This window comes from Pseudomonas sp. P8_229 (genome assembly GCF_034008635.1).
Classification (GTDB): Bacteria; Pseudomonadota; Gammaproteobacteria; order Pseudomonadales; family Pseudomonadaceae; genus Aquipseudomonas.
Genome location: NZ_CP125378.1, coordinates 4,468,087 through 4,485,660, shown reverse-complemented (window position 1 = coordinate 4,485,660; position 17,574 = coordinate 4,468,087). Strand labels below are relative to the sequence as shown.

The window sequence follows — 17,574 nt, the reverse complement described above, 5'->3', positions numbered from 1 at the left end:
GATCAACGTGAGCGGCTAGCCGCGTCTATCGAGGATATTCACCACCACCCGATCCACCCACCCCCAAACCCGCTGCTTCACCCGCCGCCACAACGGCCGGCGCTGCCACTCCTCCAGACTGACCTGCTGGCTCAGGTCGAAGTCCTTCTCGAAACTCTTGACCACCGCTGCCGTCAACGACGGGTCCAGTGCCTCCAGATTCGCCTCCAGATTGAAGCGCAGGTTCCAGTGATCGAAGTTGCACGAACCGATACTCACCCAGTCGTCCACCAGGACCATTTTCAGGTGCAGGAAGCACGGCTGGTATTCAAAGATCTGCACCCCGGCCTTGAGCAGGCGCGGGTAGTAACGATGCCCGGCGTAACGCACCGACGGGTGATCGGTGCGGGGCCCGGTCAGCAACAGCCGGACGTCGACACCACGAGCGGCGGCCTTGCGCAGCGAGCGGCGGATTTTCCAGGTGGGCAGGAAATACGGGGTGGCCATCCAGATGCGTTTCTGCCCGCTGTTCAAGGCGCGGAACAGTGATTGCAGAATGTCGCGATGCTGGCGGGCATCGGCGTAGGCCACACGACCCATGCCCTCACCCATGTCCGGCACCTTGGGCAAGCGTGGCAGGCCGACGTGCGCGGAAGGTTTCCACGCCCGGCGATGGCGGTTGGCGATCCATTGGCGGTCGAACAGTATCTGCCAGTCGAGCACCAGCGGGCCGGTGATTTCGACCATCACTTCATGCCACTCGCTGGTGTCCTGCCCCGGGGTCCAGAACTCATCAGTGACACCCGTGCCGCCGACCACCGCCAGACGCTGATCGATCAGCAACAATTTGCGGTGATCGCGATAGAAATTGCCGACCCAGCGCCGCCAGTTCAGGCGATTGTAGAAACGCAGTTCGACCCCGGCCTTTATCAGGCGCTGACGCAGGTGCAGGGTAAACGCGAGACTGCCGTAGTCATCGAACAGGCAGCGCACCCGCACTCCGCGCTCGGCGGCCTGCACCAGCGCCTGCACCACGGCTTCGGCGCAGGCGCCCGCCTCCACCAGATACAACTCCAGCTCGACCTGTTCTTCGGCGCGGGCAATCGCCACCAGCATGCGCGGGAAAAATTGCGGGCCGTCGATCAACAGTTCGAAACGGTTGCCGTCACGCCATGGGAACACCGCGCCGCGCATGTCAGCGCGCCGTGAAGATCAGCACCGCACCCACCGGCACCGACAGACTGATGGCCGACAACCCGGCCAGGTTGCGCAGGGTGTCCAGTCCCGGCGCCAGATCGAAATCTTCGGCATTGATCACCAGCGGTTCCAGGGTCACCACTTGAAAACGCCGATCATCGAGACGCGTGGCCAGCAACTCCGCCGGGTATTCATGCTGTTTGCCGTGCAAGTTGACGGTCAGCGGCAGACGTAATTCCAGCTGCGCGCCAGGCGCCAGATCGTTGATCGGGCGCAGGTCGACCTGGGTGCTGATGGTCGCTTCCGGGAACTGCTCGATCTGGAACAACTCCTTGCGCATGCGCTCGTCACGCAGCGGGATGCCGCTGTTGATCGAGTCCAGCTCGACTTCGATCTCGGCGCGGCCGCTGGGGTCGACCTTGCCGTGCAGCACCAGAAAGCGCTGCACTTCGCAAATGTGGGCATTTTTCGTGCTGACAAACGACAGCCGCGACGACTCGCCGTCCAGATACCAGTTGGCCTGCGCCGGCAGCGCGGCAGCGGCCAACAGCAGACTGGCGAAGGCTGTATAGAGGGGGCGGTTGAACATTGAACACTCGTTGGGCGATAAACCTGCACGAACCTTAACCGCCCACGCCGTTATTGCAAACTGATCGCCGCAAATCTATCGATTGGTGAAAATCCCACAGGGTTGTTTATTGACTGAAGGATCGAGGATTTCAGGGATTGAGGCGGCAACCCTGGCGTTCGCTCAGCCACTGCGCGCGGTTGCTGCGGCCCATGCCGCTGACGGTGATGGTTTTACTAGCGCTGTCATCAGTAAAGGCGCTGGTGGGCAGCCACTGCTTCACATAACCCCGGCAATACTCGGCATCGTTGCTCATCACGTAGCGACACGAACAATATTCCTTCGCCGTGTAGGCACTGATGATGTCCGGGAACGCCCACAGGTTGTCCCGCTCGAGCCAGATCCAGCCGAGCAGCACGATCAATACCAGCAGCAACATCCGCTTGAACAGTTTCATGGCTGCACCGCCTTGAGCACACGCTTGAGCAGTTCGTTGTGGCGGTAGCTGCCGTCGCGATCATCGGCGTAACGCACGATCACCAGTTTCTCGCTGGGGATCACATACAGCGCCTGGCCCCAATGGCCGAGGGCCGCAAAGGTGTCGGACGGCGCGTCGGGCCACGGCGAGGCGGCGCCATCCGCCGGGCGATTGAGCCACCACTGGCCACCGGGCACCGCTTCGTCCTGATGCGCCTTGTAACCGGCAAACGGCTCACGGTTGAAGGCCAGCCAATCCCTGGGCAACAACTGCCGATCATTCCAGCGCCCATCGCGGGCCATCAGCAGGCCGACCCGCGCCAGATCCCGCGCGGTGAGGTAGGCATACGACGAGGCGACAAACGTGCCGCCGGCATCGGTTTCCCACACGGCGTGGCGAATGCCCAGCGGCTCGAACAGCGCCGTCCACGGGTAGTCGGGATAACGCTGCGGGCCGACCATGTTCTTCAGCGCCGCCGCCAGCAGATTGCTGTCACCACTGGAGTACCGGAACGCCTGCCCTGGCGGCGCGCAGGCGTCGTGATCGGCGGTGAACGCAGGCATGTCGCGATGCCCACGGGTGTAGAGCATCGCCACCACCGAGGACTTCAGCGGGGCGTATTCGTAGTCTTCCTGCCAGTCCAGGCCGGAAGCCCAATGCAGCAGATCAGCCACTTTGATCGCAGGGTGTTTTTCCAACACCGGATAGAACCGCGAGACCGGGTCATCCAGTTTGAACAGACCTTCGCCATACGCCACCCCAAGCACCGTGGCCATCAGGCTCTTGCTGATCGACCAGGTCAGGTGCGGGGTCTCGGCACGGGTCGGACCGGCGTAGCGTTCGTAGATGATCTGGCCGTCGCGGATGATCAGCAGCGCGTCGGTGCGGATGCCTTTGCGGGTGGTGTCGTCGCGGGGTGGGAAGGCATAACTCTCCAAAGCCTCTGCGGCTGGGCCACTGATCTTCGGGCCGGTCGGCCATTGTTCAGCAGGCCATGGTTCGGCGTGAACGGTGAAGCTGATCAGCAGCAGAAACAGAGGCAGGCCTTTGAACATGGTGAGGGCTCTGGGAATGAACCTGCTCAGATTAGTCGGGGTTTATGACAGAGGTGCAGTGATTTTGCGGCCGCCTTCGCGAGCAGGCTCGCTCCCACAGTTGACCGAGCTCCTTCAGTAGGAATGCGATCAAACTGTGGGAGCGGGCTTGCTCGCGAAGGGGCCCGTCAGCCCACCGCCAAAGCGTTGGCCAAGCGCTTGGCTCGTGCCCCCGAAGCCAACTGCATCACCACCTGATCACGCTGCCACATCGCTGCCCAATCGGGACTGCCATTGGCCATCGCCTGATCGACCTCGATTTTCAGCGCATCGAACTGCGCAAACAACCCACCCAGCAACACATGCCCGGGCGGACTGTTCGGCGGCTGGCGGCTCGCTTCCGAACACCCGGCCAGCAGCGCCAGCAAGCGCAATTGCAGGGCCTGCGACCAGCCACAGTCCTGACCGACGCCATACAGCCACGCGGTCATCGCGCTCAATACATAAATGTCTTCCAGGGTGCGAAACGGCTTCACATAAGCATCCCAGCCGTCCCCCGCGAGCAACTCGCACAGCGCGCCATCCAGAGACAACCGACCATGACTGATGTCCGGCATCAACGGCAGCGCCGGGAGTCTTTCCACGCGCACGCCGGGCTCGCCGGGATACACCACCGCCAGACTCAGGCGCGGCGATTCGCCGGGTTCTTCACTGCGCGCGGCGACGAGCAGCCAGTCCGCCGCATCCCCCGCGGTGACGAAATCCTTTTGCCCGTTGAGGCGCAAATCCGTCAGGCGCGTCTGCATGTCCGCCGGGCGCAGGCTGCGCTGTTCGGTCGCACACAACGCGCCGAGACTCGGCGGTGCGCTCGGCCAGAGCATGCGCAACGCGGCCTGGTAACCCACCAGAAACGCCAGCCCCGGCGTCGCCATCCGCCGCCCTCCCGCCACCGCCAGTTCGAACGGCGTCACGCTGCCCAGTTGATGCAGCAAGGTGGCGAAACCTTCCGCCAGATCAACCACGGCGGGCAGGCGTTCACGGCTTTCAAGCAGGCTGGGCCAGGGCATAAGAGGCTCCTTGTGGGCTGTCATACAAGCATCACCAAACGTTCATGGCGATGACACCGGGGCTACATAGCCTGACTTTGCACAACATGGCTGCATAAAGAAAGTCGATCGGCTGCAACCCACGACGGGTTCAAGGCCCGTACGGAGATTCAAATGACTCAGATCGCCCGCATCAGCGACACCGGCAATGAACGCCGCCTGCAAGCCGAACGCCTGATCGGCGCCGAGGCCCTGCAGCAAGCCCAGGCCTTGCGTTTCAACGTGTTCAGCGGCGAGTTCAACGCCAAGCTGAAAGGCGCGGAACTGGGTCTGGACATGGATGACTATGATGTTCACTGCAGCCACATCGGCGTGCGTGACTTGAACACCGGGCGTCTGGTCGCCACCACCCGTTTGCTCGATCACACGGCTGCCAGCAGCCTGGGCAAGTTCTACAGCGAAGAAGAATTCAGCCTGCATGGCCTGGCGCACCTGAAAGGGCCGATCCTAGAAATCGGCCGCACCTGCGTCGACCCGGCCTACCGCAACGGCGGCACCATTGCCGTGCTCTGGGGTGAACTGGCCGAAGTCCTCAACCAGGGTGGCTACAGCTATTTGATGGGTTGCGCGAGCATTCCGATGCAGGACGGCGGCGTGCAGGCCCACGCGATCATGCAGCGCTTGCGCGAACGCTATCTGTGCACCGAACACCTGCGCGCCGAACCGAAAAATCCGCTGCCATCGTTGGATATCCCATCCAACGTGATCGCCGAAATGCCACCGCTGCTCAAGGCCTACATGCGTCTGGGCGCGAAGATCTGCGGCGAGCCGTGCTGGGACGAAGACTTCCAGGTCGCCGACGTGTTCATCCTGCTCAAGCGCGACGAACTCTGCCCGCGTTACGCCAAGCACTTCAAGGCGGCGGTGTGATGAGCCGGTTGCGGGTGTACGCGCGAATCGCGCGGGTGCTGGTGGTGGTGACGCTGGGCCTGACCATGGCCAGCGTCTTCGGCGTGTTCGAGCGTCTGGGCCTGGCGCACTCGATGCAACGTCGGCAGCGCTGGTCACGGTTTTTCATGGCGCGCCTGAGCAATGCCCTGCCCTTTCGCGTGACCGTGCAGGGCGAGTTGCCGAAGCAGCCGATGCTGTGGGTCAGCAACCATGTGTCGTGGACCGACATTCCATTGCTGGGCATGCTCACGCCGCTGTCGTTTCTGTCCAAGGCTGAGGTGCGCACCTGGCCGGTGGCCGGTTGGCTGGCGGCCAAGGCTGGCAGTCTGTTCATCCGTCGCGGTTCGGGCGACAGCCAGTTGATCCGCAAACAGATGACCCGCCACCTGCAAACCCAGCATCCGCTGCTGATGTTCCCGGAGGGCACCACCACCGACGGCCGCTCGCTGCGCACCTTTCATGGTCGCCTGCTGTCGGCGGCGATTGATTCCGAGGTGATGCTGCAACCGGTGGCAATCCGTTATCTGCGCAACGGTGAGATCGATGCGCTGGCGCCGTTCATTGGTGACGATGACTTGCTTTCGCACCTGATGCGCCTGTTCAGCAACGATTGCGGCGATGTCGAAGTGCATCTGCTCAAGCCGATTGCCTGTCAGGGGCGCGAGCGTGCGGCGCTGGCGTTTGAAGCGCAGCAGGCGGTGCAGAAGGCATTGTTTGGCACGATCCCGGAGAAACAGACAGCACCAATGCGCCCCGCTATTGCTGCCTGAGCACTGATCCCCGGTGGGAGCGGGCTTGCTCGCTCCCACAGGGGGTTACTGTGTTGCCGAGGTTTGTGCAAATTCTTGAAGTTGCGGATAGAACAAGCGGAAATCCTCACTCAGCGGCTCATACAACCGCCGCAATTCCTGCATCGCCCCCGCCAGTTCCTCCGGCCGGGTCAGGCGCCGGGAGATCCCGCGCAATACCTGCTCCAGCACTTCAAACTGCTGATACGAACCCAGCCAGTCATTGGCAACCATGTGCGGTGCGATCATCGCCAGGCGCTCGGGCAATTGCCGTTCACTCGACAGCACGCGGTACACGTCGGCGGTGAACTGCTCCAGCGGCTGATCGGCGTACAGCGTCCAGTCGCGCGCCAGGCAATGGTCGAAAAACACATCGAGGACGATCCCGGCGTAGCGCCGACGGGTCTGCGAAAAGCGCCCGAGTGCGGTGTCCACCAATGGGTGGCGATCAGTGAACACATCAATCCGCCGGTGCAACTGAATCGCCGCTTCAATCTGCGGCGCAAACTGCCCCTGCAGCCGTCCTTTGACGAAATCGCCATACAGACTGCCGAGTAATTGCTCGGGGCGCTGGCCTCCGAGGTGTAAATGTGCGAGATAGTTCATGGGCGCAGCTTAGCACTGCGCGCTTTCATCGTTACATCACACATATCGTTATAACCCGATATATCGATTTATGCGGTCGTCAGATCAAATTCATATTGGTATATCGCGAAATACCGATTTAAAGTTCGCCTCATCGCGATATAGCGCTACACATCACGAGCACAAAGCCATGAACCTCGACCTCGACGAAATAATAAAAGCCCTGGCACACCCAGTACGGCGAGACATCCTCATCTGGCTGAAAGACCCCGAAGCCGAGTTTCCGGAGCAGATCCACAACCACGAGTACGGCATCTGCGCCGGGCAGATCGATCAACGCTGCGGCCTCTCGCAGTCGACCGTCTCCGCTCACCTGGCAACCCTGCAACGCGCGGGCCTGATCAGCAGCCAGAAAGCCGGCCAGTGGCACTTCTTCAAGCGCAACGAGGACGTGATCCAGGCGTTCCTCGACGCCATCGTCAAAGAGCTCAGCGCTCCCACAAGGAATTGATTCAAATGCCCCTCTCGCTACTCATCCTGGCCTTGAGCGCCTTCGCCATCGGCACCACCGAGTTCGTCATCATGGGCCTGCTGCCCGATGTGGCGGCCGACCTCGGTGTGTCGATCCCGGGCGCCGGCTGGCTGGTGACCGGTTACGCCCTGGGCGTGGCCATCGGTGCGCCGTTCATGGCACTGGCTACCGCCAGACTGCCGCGCAAGGCTGCACTGGTAGCGCTGATGGGGATTTTCATCGTCGGTAACCTGCTGTGCGCCATCGCCAGTGACTACAACGTGCTGATGTTTGCCCGTGTCGTCACCGCGCTGTGCCACGGTGCGTTCTTCGGTATCGGTTCTGTGGTAGCCGCCGGGCTGGTGGCGCCGAACAAACGGGCGTCGGCGGTGGCGCTGATGTTCACCGGCCTGACCCTGGCCAACGTGCTCGGCGTGCCGCTGGGTACGGCGCTGGGTCAGGAAGCCGGCTGGCGTTCGACCTTCTGGGCCGTGACCGTGATCGGTGTGGTTGCGCTGATTGGCCTGATCCGCTTCCTGCCGGCCAAGCGTGACGAGGAAAAACTCGACATGCGCGCCGAACTCGCCGCCCTCAAAGGCGCCGGCATCTGGCTGTCGCTGAGCATGACCGCGCTGTTCGCCGCGTCCGTATTCACCCTGTTCACCTACGTCGCCCCCCTGCTCGGCGAAGTCACCGGTGTGTCGCCGCGTGGCGTGACCTGGACGCTGATGTTGATCGGCCTGGGCTTGACCGTCGGCAACATCATCGGCGGCAAACTGGCTGACAAAGGCATGGCCGCCACGCTGATCGGCGTGTTCATCGCCATGGCCGTGGTCTCCACCGTGTTGACCTGGACCAGCGTTGCGCTGATCCCGACCGAAATCACCCTGTTTCTTTGGGCCACGGCGTGTTTCGCCGCCGTACCGGCGCTGCAAGTCAACGTGGTGACCTTCGGCAAAGCGGCACCAAACCTGGTCTCGACCCTGAACATCGGCGCGTTCAACGTCGGTAACGCCCTCGGCGCCTGGGTCGGCGGCAGCGTCATCGCCCACGGTTACGGCCTGACCACCGTGCCCCTGGCCGCAGCAGCTCTGGCGGTCCTCGCGCTGCTGGTGACCCTGATCACTTTCCGTCAGAACGGCGCTGCCGGCCTGGCCCCTGCTACCCACTGATTAACCACTTCACTGACGAGGGTTGTACACATGGCAACTATTTTCGATCCGATCAAACTGGGCGACCTCGAGCTGTCCAACCGCATCATCATGGCCCCGCTGACCCGCTGCCGCGCCGATGAAGGCCGCGTGCCGAACGCGCTGATGGCCGAGTACTACGTGCAACGTGCCTCCGCCGGCCTGATTCTCAGCGAAGCCACTTCGGTGACCCCGCTGGGCGTCGGCTACCCGGACACCCCGGGTATCTGGTCCAACGACCAGGTGCGCGGCTGGACCAACGTGACCAAAGCCGTACACGCCGCTGGCGGCAAGATCGTCCTGCAACTGTGGCACGTCGGCCGGATCTCGCACCCGTCGTACCTCAACGGTGAAGCACCGGTCGCCCCAAGCGCCATCCAGCCCAAAGGTCACGTCAGCCTGGTTCGCCCACTGGCCGATTACCCGACCCCGCGCGCCCTGGAAACCGCTGAAATCGCCGAGATCGTCGACGCCTATCGCACCGGCGCCGAGAACGCCAAGGCGGCCGGTTTCGACGGCGTGGAAATCCACGGTGCCAACGGCTACCTGCTCGACCAGTTCCTGCAAAGCAGCACCAACCAGCGCACCGACAACTACGGCGGTTCCCTGGAGAACCGTGCGCGTCTGCTGCTGGAAGTGACTGACGCGGCAATCGAAGTCTGGGGCGCCGGCCGTGTCGGCGTACACCTGGCGCCGCGCGCCGACTCCCACGACATGGGCGACGAGAACCTCGCCGAGACCTTCACCTACGTCGCTCGCGAGCTGGGCAAACGCGGCATCGCGTTCATCTGCTCCCGCGAGAAAGAAGGCGCCGATAGCCTCGGCCCACAACTGAAAGAAGCCTTCGGTGGCGCGTACATCGCCAACGAACGCTTCACCAAGGACAGCGCCAATGCGTGGCTGGCTGAAGGCAAGGCTGACGCGGTGGCATTCGGCGTACCGTTCATTGCCAACCCGGACCTGCCGGCGCGCTTGAAGGCCGATGCGCCGCTGAACGATCCGCGTCCTGAGCTGTTCTACGGCAAAGGTGCGGTCGGCTATATCGATTATCCAACGCTGTAAACTACATCAACTAACAGAAAGCCCTGCCTCGAAAGAGTCAGGGCTTTTTTATTTGCATACATTTAAAGATTCGCCACCAGAACAATATAAACCTAAGCTTCATCCAGCAACTAATTAGTTTCAAACCAACAACCAAAATTAAATAAGGATATATAAACATGAATATTGCAGACCCAAACAAACTTACATTCCTCCTGCAAATCACCAATGCCACGGATTCTACTTTCTGGCTTGACGATTCCTCTCCAAAGCAGCCACCCGCAACTCGTATCGACAAGATCCTCCCTTACCAGACCGTCTTTGTGATGTTTGAAGGCGATCCTCATCTGAAGCAGGACAGCGATATTGATTACGATATCAAAAAAGAGGTATTCAGCACTTACATCTGCTACACCAACTACAAACAAAAAGTGCAGTTCGACACCACGCTCAGTTATTGCCACAGACAAACGGCGGGACACCGAGTTCCAAAAGTCGAACTCTTCTGGGAAAGCAATGCTTTCTCTATTGGCGCCGAACCCATCACCTGCGGCGCGGCCCTGGAAAATGAAAATCCGGTTTATCCTTACAACTATAAGATGATCGCCTTTATGACGCCGTCGGCCTGATAAAGGGTTACCCGTTCATGTAGTAACGGTACGGACAACGCTGTCACTAATAAGGTGCAAGTACATTCACGGCCGTGGCTTCAGCCAAGTGGATGTAACGCTGCCCGGTGGTGATGATCAGGCACAGGGCACACAGAAACTGCAAACCGGGCCGGTTGGTGCAAACCACCGCTGAAAAACCAGTGCGCGCATGAAAATTACCAGCATCAACAAGGTGTGCACCACGTAGCGCGCCCAAACCATCATCACGATAGGATGGAGCCCGGACAGGTACTTGGACAACGTGTCGTAACAGGCGAACAACAACCGCCAGGCAGATCAGCGCGCCCCCTTTATCGGCGGCTCGGTGCCTTTTGCAGCCCAGGTTGTTAACATTCATTCACACACTCGACACAAAACCCCTACAAAATACGTAGCTCGCTACCTATCAACCTGGCAAACGTACGTATATAAAAGCACCCCATTACAGAAATGGCTTGAAGCAGGGACATTTCCCGCTTCAAGCCTTGACACGAACGGATCCAATTACGCATTTTGTTTCATTTGCGCAGGCTGGGGCTCAGGCGCAGCATATCCAGTCCTGTATCGACCCAGCGCTCGGCTTCGGCATGCAATTCAAAGCTGTCCGGCGCCAATAGCCATCCATACAGAAGGCCATCGATATACGCATGAATGCTGATGGCCGCCCGGGCAGTGTCGAGATTTTCCGGCAACTGGCCGCGATTTACCGCATTACGCAGGGTCAGGGCGATGCGCGTGTTGCAATCGAGACTGACTTCCCGGCGCTGCTGGCGCAGATCGCACATTTCATCGGTGAACTCGCACTTATGAAACAGAATTTCGTTGATACGCCGGGTCTTCGGGTCCATCGCAACTTGATGAAACAAATGAATCAGCAATTCGCGCATGCAACCCAGCGGATCCAGCTCGTCCTCACTTTCACTGGCTCTGGCCAGCTCATCGAGCGGCTCACGCAAGGAGTCGAGCATGGCCTGTACCAGATCAGCCTTGTTGCTGAAATGCCAATAGATGGCACCGCGCGTGACGCCGGCCATCGTCGCGATATCCGCCAGGGTCGTGCGGGCCACGCCCCTTTCATAAAACGCTTTCTCGGCCGCTTCGAGAATCTGGCTTCGCGTTTCCTGAGCTTCCTCTTTGGTACGACGGACCATGGCAGTAAAACCTCAAACAGGATGTTTCAGGGATGGCTGAATATCCGCTGAATAAAGAAGGGGCCGATCTCTCACGAATCGGCTCCCCGGCCTACAATTTCAAACCTTGCGACGATTTCTGTAACAGGGTGGGTACGACGCCAAGGTGTTTACAAACAACCATGAACGTAAGTATATTCCTTAGCAAGCTACTTATCCACTCGACCCGATTTTTTTACCCTTCCACACTTCTTGTGCGCATTTTGCGCGCCTGACCCGAGGATCTTCATGCAATTCAAGCCAGCTGTTACCGCTCTGGTCACTGCCGTCGCCCTGGCATCGCTGCTCAGCGGATGTAAAAAGGAAGAAGCGGCCCCGGCCGCTCCGCCCCCTCAGGTCGGCGTCGTCACCCTGCAACCACAAGCGTTCACCCTGACGTCCGAACTGCCGGGCCGCACCAGTGCGTACCGCATCGCTGAAGTTCGACCGCAGGTCAACGGCATCATTCTCAAGCGTCTGTTCAAGGAAGGCGGCGACGTCAAGGCCGGCCAGCAGCTGTATCAGATCGATCCGTCGGTCTATGAAGCGACCCTGAAAAGCGCCGAAGCCAACCTGCGTTCGACCAAGTCGATCTCCGATCGCTACAAGCAACTGGTCGATGAGCAGGCCGTCAGCCGTCAGGAATACGACACCGCCGTGTCCAACCGCATGGAATCGGAAGCGTCCTTGCAGAGCGCGCAGATCAACGTGCGTTACACCAAGGTCTATGCGCCGATCTCCGGTCGTATCGGCCGCTCTTCGGTGACCGAAGGCGCTCTGGTCAGCAATGGCCAGGCAGACGCGATGGCGACGATCCAGCAACTGGACCCGATCTACGTCGACGTCACCCAGTCCTCGGTTGAACTGCTGGAACTGCGTCGCGAGCTGGAAAGCGGTCGCCTGCAGAAAGCCGGTGACAACTCGGCAGCGGTCAAGCTGACCCTGGAAGACGGCAGCCAGTACAAGCTCGACGGTAAGCTGGAATTCTCCGAAGTGTCGGTTGATCCGACTACCGGTTCCGTGACCCTGCGCGCCGTGTTCCCGAACCCGGATCACACCCTGCTGCCAGGCATGTTCGTACGCGCCCAGTTGCAGGCCGGGGTCAACGCCGCTGCCATTCTGGCGCCGCAACAAGGCGTGACCCGTGACCTCAAAGGTACGCCGACCGCACTGGTTGTCGGCCCGGACAACAAAGTTGAACTGCGCCAGCTCAAGGCCAGCCGCACCGTCGGCAGCCAGTGGCTGATCGAAGATGGCCTGAAAGCCGGCGATCGTCTGATCACCGAAGGCCTGCAGTTCGTTCGCCCAGGCGTTCAGGTCAACCCGACCGAAGCGACCAACGTAGCCAAGAAGAACCCGGCCCCCGCTCAGGCAGCTGACAAAGCCGCTGGCGGCAAAGGGGAGTAACTCATGTCGAAATTCTTTATCGACCGTCCGATTTTCGCCTGGGTAATTGCCTTGGTGATCATGTTGATCGGGGCTCTATCGATCCTGAAATTGCCGATCAACCAGTATCCGAGCATTGCGCCTCCGGCCATCGCGATCTCCGTGACCTACCCGGGTGCTTCGGCACAAACGGTTCAGGACACTGTGGTCCAGGTGATCGAGCAACAGCTCAACGGTATCGACAACCTGCGTTATGTATCGTCGGAAAGTAACTCCGACGGCAGCATGACCATCACCGCGACCTTCGAGCAAGGCACCAACTCCGACACCGCGCAGGTCCAGGTTCAGAACAAGCTGAACCTGGCCACCCCGCTGCTGCCGCAGGAAGTGCAGCAACAGGGTATCCGCGTGACCAAGGCAGTGAAGAACTTCCTGCTGGTGATCGGCGTGGTGTCGCGTGACGGCAGCATGACCAAGGACGACCTGTCCAACTACATCGTGTCGAACATGCAGGATCCGATCTCGCGGACCGCCGGTGTCGGTGACTTCCAGGTCTTCGGTGCCCAGTACGCAATGCGCATCTGGCTCGACCCGGCCAAGTTGAACAAGTACAACCTGACCCCGGCTGACGTCAGCTCCGCGATCTCGGCGCAGAACGTCCAGGTGTCTTCCGGTCAGCTCGGCGGTTTGCCGGCGCTGCCTGGCCAGCAACTGAACGCCACGATCATCGGCAAGACCCGTCTGCAGACTGCCGAGCAGTTCAAGGCGATCCTGCTGAAGGTCAACCAGGACGGTTCGCAAGTGCACATCGGCGATGTCGCCGACGTCGGTCTGGGTGGCGAAAACTCGACCATCTCGGCGCAGTTCAACGGCAAGCCGTCGTCCGGTCTGGCGGTCAAGCTGGCCAACGGCGCCAACGCCCTGGACACCGCCAAGGCCCTGCGCAAGACAATCGACGAGCTTAGCCCGTTCTTCCCTGAAGGCATGGAAGTGGTGTTCCCGTACGACACCACTCCGGTGGTGACCGAGTCGATCAAGGGTGTAGTTGAAACCCTGGTCGAAGCGATCGTGCTGGTGTTCCTGGTGATGTTCCTGTTCCTGCAGAACTTCCGCGCCACCGTCATCACCACGATGACCGTGCCGGTGGTATTGCTCGGTACGTTCGGCATCCTCGCGGCGTTCGGTTTCAGCATCAACACCCTGACCATGTTCGGTATGGTGCTGGCCATCGGCTTGCTGGTGGACGACGCCATCGTCGTGGTGGAAAACGTCGAGCGGGTGATGAGCGAAGAAGGCTTGTCACCGAAGGAAGCGACCAAGAAGTCCATGGGCCAGATCCAGGGCGCCCTGGTCGGTATCGCCCTTGTCCTCTCGGCAGTATTGCTGCCGATGGCGTTCTTCAGCGGTTCTACCGGTGTGATCTACAAGCAGTTCTCGATCACCATCGTCTCGGCCATGGCCCTGTCGGTAATGGTTGCGCTGATCTTCACCCCGGCCCTGTGCGCGACCATGCTCAAGGCGATTCCGAAAGGTGAGCACGGCACGCCGAAAAAAGGTTTCTTCGGCTGGTTCAACCGCAGCTTCGACCGTGGCGTTCGTAGCTATGAGCGCGGCGTCGGCAACATGCTGTCGCGCAAGGCACCTTATCTGCTGGCGTACCTGCTGATCGTGGTCGGCATGATCTGGCTGTTCACCCGCATTCCGACCGCGTTCCTGCCCGAAGAAGACCAGGGCGTACTGTTCGCCCAGGTACAGACTCCGGCCGGTTCCAGTGCCGAACGTACTCAAGTCGTGATCGACGAAATGCGCTCCTACCTGCTGGAGAAAGAGTCCGGCGCGGTGGCTTCGGTGTTCACCGTGAACGGCTTCAACTTCGCCGGTCGTGGTCAGAGCTCGGGTCTGGCGTTCATCATGCTCAAGCCATGGCACGAGCGCGATGCGAGCAACAGCGTGTTTGCCCTGGCTCAGCGTGCGCAGCAACACTTCTTCAGCTTCCGTGATGCGATGGTGTTTGCGTTCGCCCCGCCTGCGGTACTGGAGTTGGGTAACGCCACCGGTTTCGACGTGTTCCTGCAGGACCGCGCCGGTATCGGTCACGAAAAACTGATGGAAGCCCGTAACCAGTTCCTCGGCATGGCCGCGCAGAGCAAGGTGCTCTACCAGGTGCGTCCGAACGGTCTGAACGATGAGCCGCAATACCACCTGGAAGTTGACGATGCGAAAGCCCGCGCCCTCGGCGTGAGCATTTCCGACATCAACAGCACCCTGTCGATCTCCTTCGGTAGTAGCTACGTCAACGACTTCATCGACCGCGGTCGGGTGAAGAAGGTGTACGTGCAAGGTCAGGCCGGCGCTCGCATGAGCCCTGAAGACCTGAAGAAGTGGTACGTGCGCAACAGCGCCGGAACCATGGTGCCGTTCTCCGCATTCGCCAAGGGCGAGTGGATCTACGGATCGCCGAAACTGGCGCGTTACAACGGTGTGGAAGCGATGGAGATCCTCGGCTCTCCGGCGCCGGGTTACTCCACCGGTGAAGCGATGGCCGAAGTCGAAGCGATCGCCAAGAAGCTGCCGGCCGGTGTCGGTATCTCCTGGACCGGTCTGTCCTACGAGGAACGTCTGTCCGGCTCGCAAGCGCCAGCGCTGTACGCCCTGTCGCTGCTGATGGTGTTCCTGTGTCTGGCGGCGCTGTACGAGAGCTGGTCGATTCCGATCGCCGTTATGCTCGTGGTACCGCTGGGGATCATCGGTGCGTTGATGGCCACCAGCCTGCGCGGTCTGTCCAACGACGTGTACTTCCAGGTGGGTCTGTTGACGACCATCGGTCTGGCGGCTAAAAACGCCATTCTGATCGTCGAGTTCGCCAAGGAACTGCACGAGCAAGGGCGCAGTCTGCGCGATGCCGCGATCGAAGCGTGCCGCATGCGTCTGCGACCGATCATCATGACCTCGCTGGCATTCGTCCTCGGTGTAGTACCGTTGGCTATCTCCACTGGCGCCGGTTCAGGCAGTCAGCACGCGATCGGTACCGGTGTAATTGGCGGTATGCTCACGGCTACGATCCTGGCGATCTTCTGGGTCCCACTGTTCTTCGTCACGGTTTCGTCCATGGGCCAGCGTAAAATCGCCGACCAGGACGAGACGACTGAAACTCCTAAAGAGGCTGGCCAATGAGCAAGTCGCTACTCTCCATCGCAGTCGCCGCCTTCGTGCTGAGCGGTTGCTCGCTGATACCCGATTATCAGCAGCCTGAGGCTCCGGTCGCAGGTCAGTACCCGCAAGGGCCGGCGTATTCGCCGGCCCAGGCACCGGCACAGGCCGCTGCCGAGCAGGGCTGGAAGCAGTTTTTCCATGACCCGGCCCTGCAGCAGCTGATCCAGGTGTCTCTGGAAAACAACCGCGACCTGCGTGTCGCGGCGCTGAACATCGACGCTTACGCGGCTCAGTACCGCATCCAGCGGGCGGATCTGTTCCCGGCGGTGTCGGCCAACGCCAGCGGCAGCCGTCAGCGGGTTCCGGCCCGTGCGTCGCAGACCGGTGAAGCGAACATCACCAGCTCCTACACCGCGACCGTCGGCATCAGCGCCTACGAGCTCGACCTGTTCGGCCGGGTTCGCAGTCTGAGCGAACAAGCGTTGCAACAATACTTCGCCACCGAAGAGGCGCGCCGCAGCACCCAGATCAGTCTGGTGGCCAGCGTGGCCAACGCCTACCTGACCTGGCAGGCCGACAAGGAACTGCTCAAGCTCACGCAAGACACCCTCGGTGCCTTCGAGGAAAGCTACAAGCTGACCAGCCGCAGCAACGAAGTCGGTGTGGCCTCGGCGCTGGACCTGGCACAGTCGCGCACCTCGGTGGAAAACGCCCGGGCGCAACTGGCGCGTTATACCCGTCAGGTGGCTCAGGACGAAAACAGCCTGACACTGCTGCTCGGCACCGGCATCCCGGCCAACCTGCAAACGGCCAAGCCGCTGTCGGATGACCTGCTCAGCGACGTACCGGCCGGTCTGCCATCGGACCTGCTGCAACGTCGTCCGGACATCCTGCAAGCCGAGTACAACCTGAAGGCCGCCAACGCCAACATCGGCGCCGCCCGTGCAGCGTTCTTCCCGAGTATCAGCCTGACCGCCAACGCGGGCAGCCTGAGCCCGGACCTGTCCGGCCTGTTCAAGGGTGGTTCGGGCACATGGCTGTTCCAGCCGCAGATCAACCTGCCGATCTTCAACGCCGGCAGCCTGCGCGCCAGCCTCGACTACGCCAAGATCCAGAAGGACATTGGCGTGGCGAACTACGAGAAGTCGATTCAAACCGCCTTCCAGGAAGTCGCCGACGGCCTGGCCGCCCGCCAGACCTACACCGAGCAGTTGCAAGCGCAGCGTGACTTCGTTCAGGCCAACCAGGATTACTACCGCCTGGCCGAGCGTCGTTACCGCATCGGTGTCGACAGCAACCTGACCTTCCTCGATGCCCAGCGTCAGCTGTTCAGCGCGCAACAGGCGCTGATCACCGACCGCCTCGCGCAGCTGACCAGTGCGGTCAACCTGTACAAGGCCTTGGGCGGTGGCTGGAATGCGCAGACCGCGCAGAACCAACCGCTGAAAGAAGAAGCACCGAAGATGAAGCTGTTCTGATCATCATTCGGTAATACAAGGAGCCCACCGATTGGTGGGCTTTTTGTTGCCCTTCAGAAAGGTGCTTTGCCTGGGCTGGCCCTATCGCGAGCAGGCTCACTCCTACATTTGGAATGCATTTCCCTGTAGGAGTGAGCCTGCTCGCGATGAGGCCCTCAAGATCACCACAATAACCGGCTCAATCTTGCGTTCGATAATCGCCCAAAACCCGCTTTCCCCGATTGAAACCGCGCCCACGCACGCCGCACCATTCGTCCCACAAAACCAATAACAACAGGTTCGACACCATGCTCCCGCGCCCTGCCCCGTCCGGCTGATCGCCGCCGCTTCCCCCCTGAATTCCAACGCCTGTCTGCGCCCCGAAAACGGC

At 60.9% G+C, this 17,574-nt stretch carries 17 protein-coding genes; 9 read left to right on the top strand and 8 right to left on the bottom strand.

Annotated elements, in window-relative coordinates:
- Positions 1 to 15 precede the first annotated feature (15 nt).
- From QMK55_RS20245 to QMK55_RS20225, 5 genes are all read right to left on the bottom strand, one after another.
- Complete coding sequence (locus QMK55_RS20245; RefSeq protein ID WP_102354277.1) at positions 16 to 1,173, bottom strand: phospholipase D-like domain-containing protein; 1,158 nt, start codon at positions 1,171 to 1,173, stop codon at positions 16 to 18.
- Position 1,174: 1 nt separating this feature from the next.
- Positions 1,175 to 1,765 carry a YceI family protein gene (locus QMK55_RS20240; protein WP_320329849.1) on the bottom strand — a complete coding sequence of 197 codons (591 nt, stop codon included), beginning with the start codon at positions 1,763 to 1,765 and terminating at the stop codon, positions 1,175 to 1,177.
- A gap of 130 nt (positions 1,766 to 1,895) precedes the next feature.
- A complete protein-coding gene (locus QMK55_RS20235) occupies positions 1,896 to 2,201 on the bottom strand; it encodes an amidase (protein ID WP_102354279.1) in 306 nt (101 codons plus the stop codon).
- Positions 2,198 to 3,277, bottom strand: coding sequence for a serine hydrolase (locus QMK55_RS20230; RefSeq protein WP_320329848.1), 1,080 nt, complete (start codon positions 3,275 to 3,277; stop codon positions 2,198 to 2,200). Before QMK55_RS20230 ends, QMK55_RS20235 begins: the two co-directional genes overlap by 4 nt.
- Positions 3,278 to 3,444: 167 nt before the next feature.
- The gene (locus QMK55_RS20225) at positions 3,445 to 4,323 is read right to left on the bottom strand and encodes an acyl-CoA dehydrogenase family protein (RefSeq protein WP_320329847.1); all 879 of its coding nucleotides are present in this window, start codon (positions 4,321 to 4,323) and stop codon (positions 3,445 to 3,447) included.
- Between the two features lie 153 nt (positions 4,324 to 4,476).
- Here QMK55_RS20225 and olsB point away from each other — a divergent pair, with 153 nt between their 5' ends.
- Together olsB and QMK55_RS20215 are read left to right on the top strand one after the other, a co-directional pair.
- Positions 4,477 to 5,232: an L-ornithine N(alpha)-acyltransferase gene (olsB, locus tag QMK55_RS20220; protein ID WP_102354282.1), complete on the top strand. Its 756-nt coding sequence runs from the start codon at positions 4,477 to 4,479 to the stop codon at positions 5,230 to 5,232.
- Positions 5,232 to 6,023, top strand: a complete 792-nt coding sequence (locus QMK55_RS20215) for a lysophospholipid acyltransferase family protein (RefSeq protein ID WP_102354283.1) — start codon at positions 5,232 to 5,234, stop codon at positions 6,021 to 6,023. Before olsB ends, QMK55_RS20215 begins: the two co-directional genes overlap by 1 nt.
- Positions 6,024 to 6,068: 45 nt before the next feature.
- On the opposite strand, the gene QMK55_RS20210 is transcribed toward QMK55_RS20215, so the two are convergent.
- Positions 6,069 to 6,647: an ACP phosphodiesterase gene (locus tag QMK55_RS20210; protein WP_102354284.1), complete on the bottom strand. Its 579-nt coding sequence runs from the start codon at positions 6,645 to 6,647 to the stop codon at positions 6,069 to 6,071.
- 169 nt (positions 6,648 to 6,816) lie between these two features.
- On the opposite strand from QMK55_RS20210, the gene QMK55_RS20205 reads away from it, so the two are divergent.
- The 4 genes from QMK55_RS20205 to QMK55_RS20190 all read left to right on the top strand — a co-directional run bounded on the left by QMK55_RS20205 (position 6,817) and on the right by QMK55_RS20190 (position 9,997).
- Positions 6,817 to 7,137, top strand: a complete 321-nt coding sequence (locus QMK55_RS20205; RefSeq protein WP_320329846.1) for a metalloregulator ArsR/SmtB family transcription factor — start codon at positions 6,817 to 6,819, stop codon at positions 7,135 to 7,137.
- A 5-nt stretch (positions 7,138 to 7,142) separates the two neighbouring features.
- On the top strand, positions 7,143 to 8,309 hold the full coding sequence (locus tag QMK55_RS20200; RefSeq protein ID WP_102354286.1) for an MFS transporter: 1,167 nt from the start codon (positions 7,143 to 7,145) through the stop codon (positions 8,307 to 8,309).
- Between the two features lie 30 nt (positions 8,310 to 8,339).
- Positions 8,340 to 9,389: an alkene reductase gene (locus tag QMK55_RS20195; RefSeq protein WP_320329845.1), complete on the top strand. Its 1,050-nt coding sequence runs from the start codon at positions 8,340 to 8,342 to the stop codon at positions 9,387 to 9,389.
- A gap of 158 nt (positions 9,390 to 9,547) precedes the next feature.
- Positions 9,548 to 9,997 carry a hypothetical protein gene (locus QMK55_RS20190; protein ID WP_102354288.1) on the top strand — a complete coding sequence of 150 codons (450 nt, stop codon included), beginning with the start codon at positions 9,548 to 9,550 and terminating at the stop codon, positions 9,995 to 9,997.
- Positions 9,998 to 10,043: 46 nt separating this feature from the next.
- Here QMK55_RS20190 and QMK55_RS20185 read toward each other — a convergent pair whose 3' ends face one another.
- Together QMK55_RS20185 and emhR are read right to left on the bottom strand one after the other, a co-directional pair.
- Positions 10,044 to 10,376: a hypothetical protein gene (locus tag QMK55_RS20185; protein WP_413787276.1), complete on the bottom strand. Its 333-nt coding sequence runs from the start codon at positions 10,374 to 10,376 to the stop codon at positions 10,044 to 10,046.
- A gap of 160 nt (positions 10,377 to 10,536) precedes the next feature.
- Positions 10,537 to 11,169, bottom strand: a complete 633-nt coding sequence (gene emhR, locus QMK55_RS20180; protein WP_102354289.1) for an efflux system transcriptional repressor EmhR — start codon at positions 11,167 to 11,169, stop codon at positions 10,537 to 10,539.
- Between the two features lie 267 nt (positions 11,170 to 11,436).
- Between emhR and emhA the strand changes: the two genes are divergently transcribed.
- From emhA to emhC, 3 genes are read left to right on the top strand one after another with little or no spacing between them, the layout of a single operon-like run.
- Positions 11,437 to 12,594, top strand: a complete 1,158-nt coding sequence (gene emhA, locus QMK55_RS20175) for an efflux RND transporter periplasmic adaptor subunit EmhA (RefSeq protein ID WP_102354290.1) — start codon at positions 11,437 to 11,439, stop codon at positions 12,592 to 12,594.
- 3 nt (positions 12,595 to 12,597) lie between these two features.
- Positions 12,598 to 15,747, top strand: a complete 3,150-nt coding sequence (gene emhB, locus QMK55_RS20170; RefSeq protein ID WP_320329844.1) for an efflux RND transporter permease subunit EmhB — start codon at positions 12,598 to 12,600, stop codon at positions 15,745 to 15,747.
- Positions 15,744 to 17,204, top strand: a complete 1,461-nt coding sequence (emhC, locus tag QMK55_RS20165) for an efflux RND transporter outer membrane subunit EmhC (RefSeq protein WP_320329843.1) — start codon at positions 15,744 to 15,746, stop codon at positions 17,202 to 17,204. Before emhB ends, emhC begins: the two co-directional genes overlap by 4 nt.
- Positions 17,205 to 17,574: the final 370 nt, after the last annotated feature.

Bases quoted from the DNA above. Each gene is read 5' to 3' on its own strand.
- QMK55_RS20195 (WP_320329845.1), top strand. From the start codon at position 8,340: ATGGCAACTATTTTCGATCCGATCAAACTGGGCGACCTCGAGCTGTCC.
- QMK55_RS20200 (WP_102354286.1), top strand. From the start codon at position 7,143: ATGCCCCTCTCGCTACTCATCCTGGCCTTGAGCGCCTTCGCCATCGGC.
- QMK55_RS20240 (WP_320329849.1), bottom strand. From the start codon at position 1,765: ATGTTCAACCGCCCCCTCTATACAGCCTTCGCCAGTCTGCTGTTGGCC.
- olsB (WP_102354282.1), top strand. From the start codon at position 4,477: ATGACTCAGATCGCCCGCATCAGCGACACCGGCAATGAACGCCGCCTG.
- emhR (WP_102354289.1), bottom strand. From the start codon at position 11,169: ATGGTCCGTCGTACCAAAGAGGAAGCTCAGGAAACGCGAAGCCAGATT.
- QMK55_RS20245 (WP_102354277.1), bottom strand. From the start codon at position 1,173: ATGCGCGGCGCGGTGTTCCCATGGCGTGACGGCAACCGTTTCGAACTG.
- emhC (WP_320329843.1), top strand. From the start codon at position 15,744: ATGAGCAAGTCGCTACTCTCCATCGCAGTCGCCGCCTTCGTGCTGAGC.
- QMK55_RS20235 (WP_102354279.1), bottom strand. From the start codon at position 2,201: ATGAAACTGTTCAAGCGGATGTTGCTGCTGGTATTGATCGTGCTGCTC.
- emhB (WP_320329844.1), top strand. From the start codon at position 12,598: ATGTCGAAATTCTTTATCGACCGTCCGATTTTCGCCTGGGTAATTGCC.
- QMK55_RS20185 (WP_413787276.1), bottom strand. From the start codon at position 10,376: ATGAATGTTAACAACCTGGGCTGCAAAAGGCACCGAGCCGCCGATAAA.
- QMK55_RS20230 (WP_320329848.1), bottom strand. From the start codon at position 3,277: ATGTTCAAAGGCCTGCCTCTGTTTCTGCTGCTGATCAGCTTCACCGTT.
- emhA (WP_102354290.1), top strand. From the start codon at position 11,437: ATGCAATTCAAGCCAGCTGTTACCGCTCTGGTCACTGCCGTCGCCCTG.
- QMK55_RS20210 (WP_102354284.1), bottom strand. From the start codon at position 6,647: ATGAACTATCTCGCACATTTACACCTCGGAGGCCAGCGCCCCGAGCAA.
- QMK55_RS20215 (WP_102354283.1), top strand. From the start codon at position 5,232: ATGAGCCGGTTGCGGGTGTACGCGCGAATCGCGCGGGTGCTGGTGGTG.
- QMK55_RS20205 (WP_320329846.1), top strand. From the start codon at position 6,817: ATGAACCTCGACCTCGACGAAATAATAAAAGCCCTGGCACACCCAGTA.
- QMK55_RS20190 (WP_102354288.1), top strand. From the start codon at position 9,548: ATGAATATTGCAGACCCAAACAAACTTACATTCCTCCTGCAAATCACC.
- QMK55_RS20225 (WP_320329847.1), bottom strand. From the start codon at position 4,323: ATGCCCTGGCCCAGCCTGCTTGAAAGCCGTGAACGCCTGCCCGCCGTG.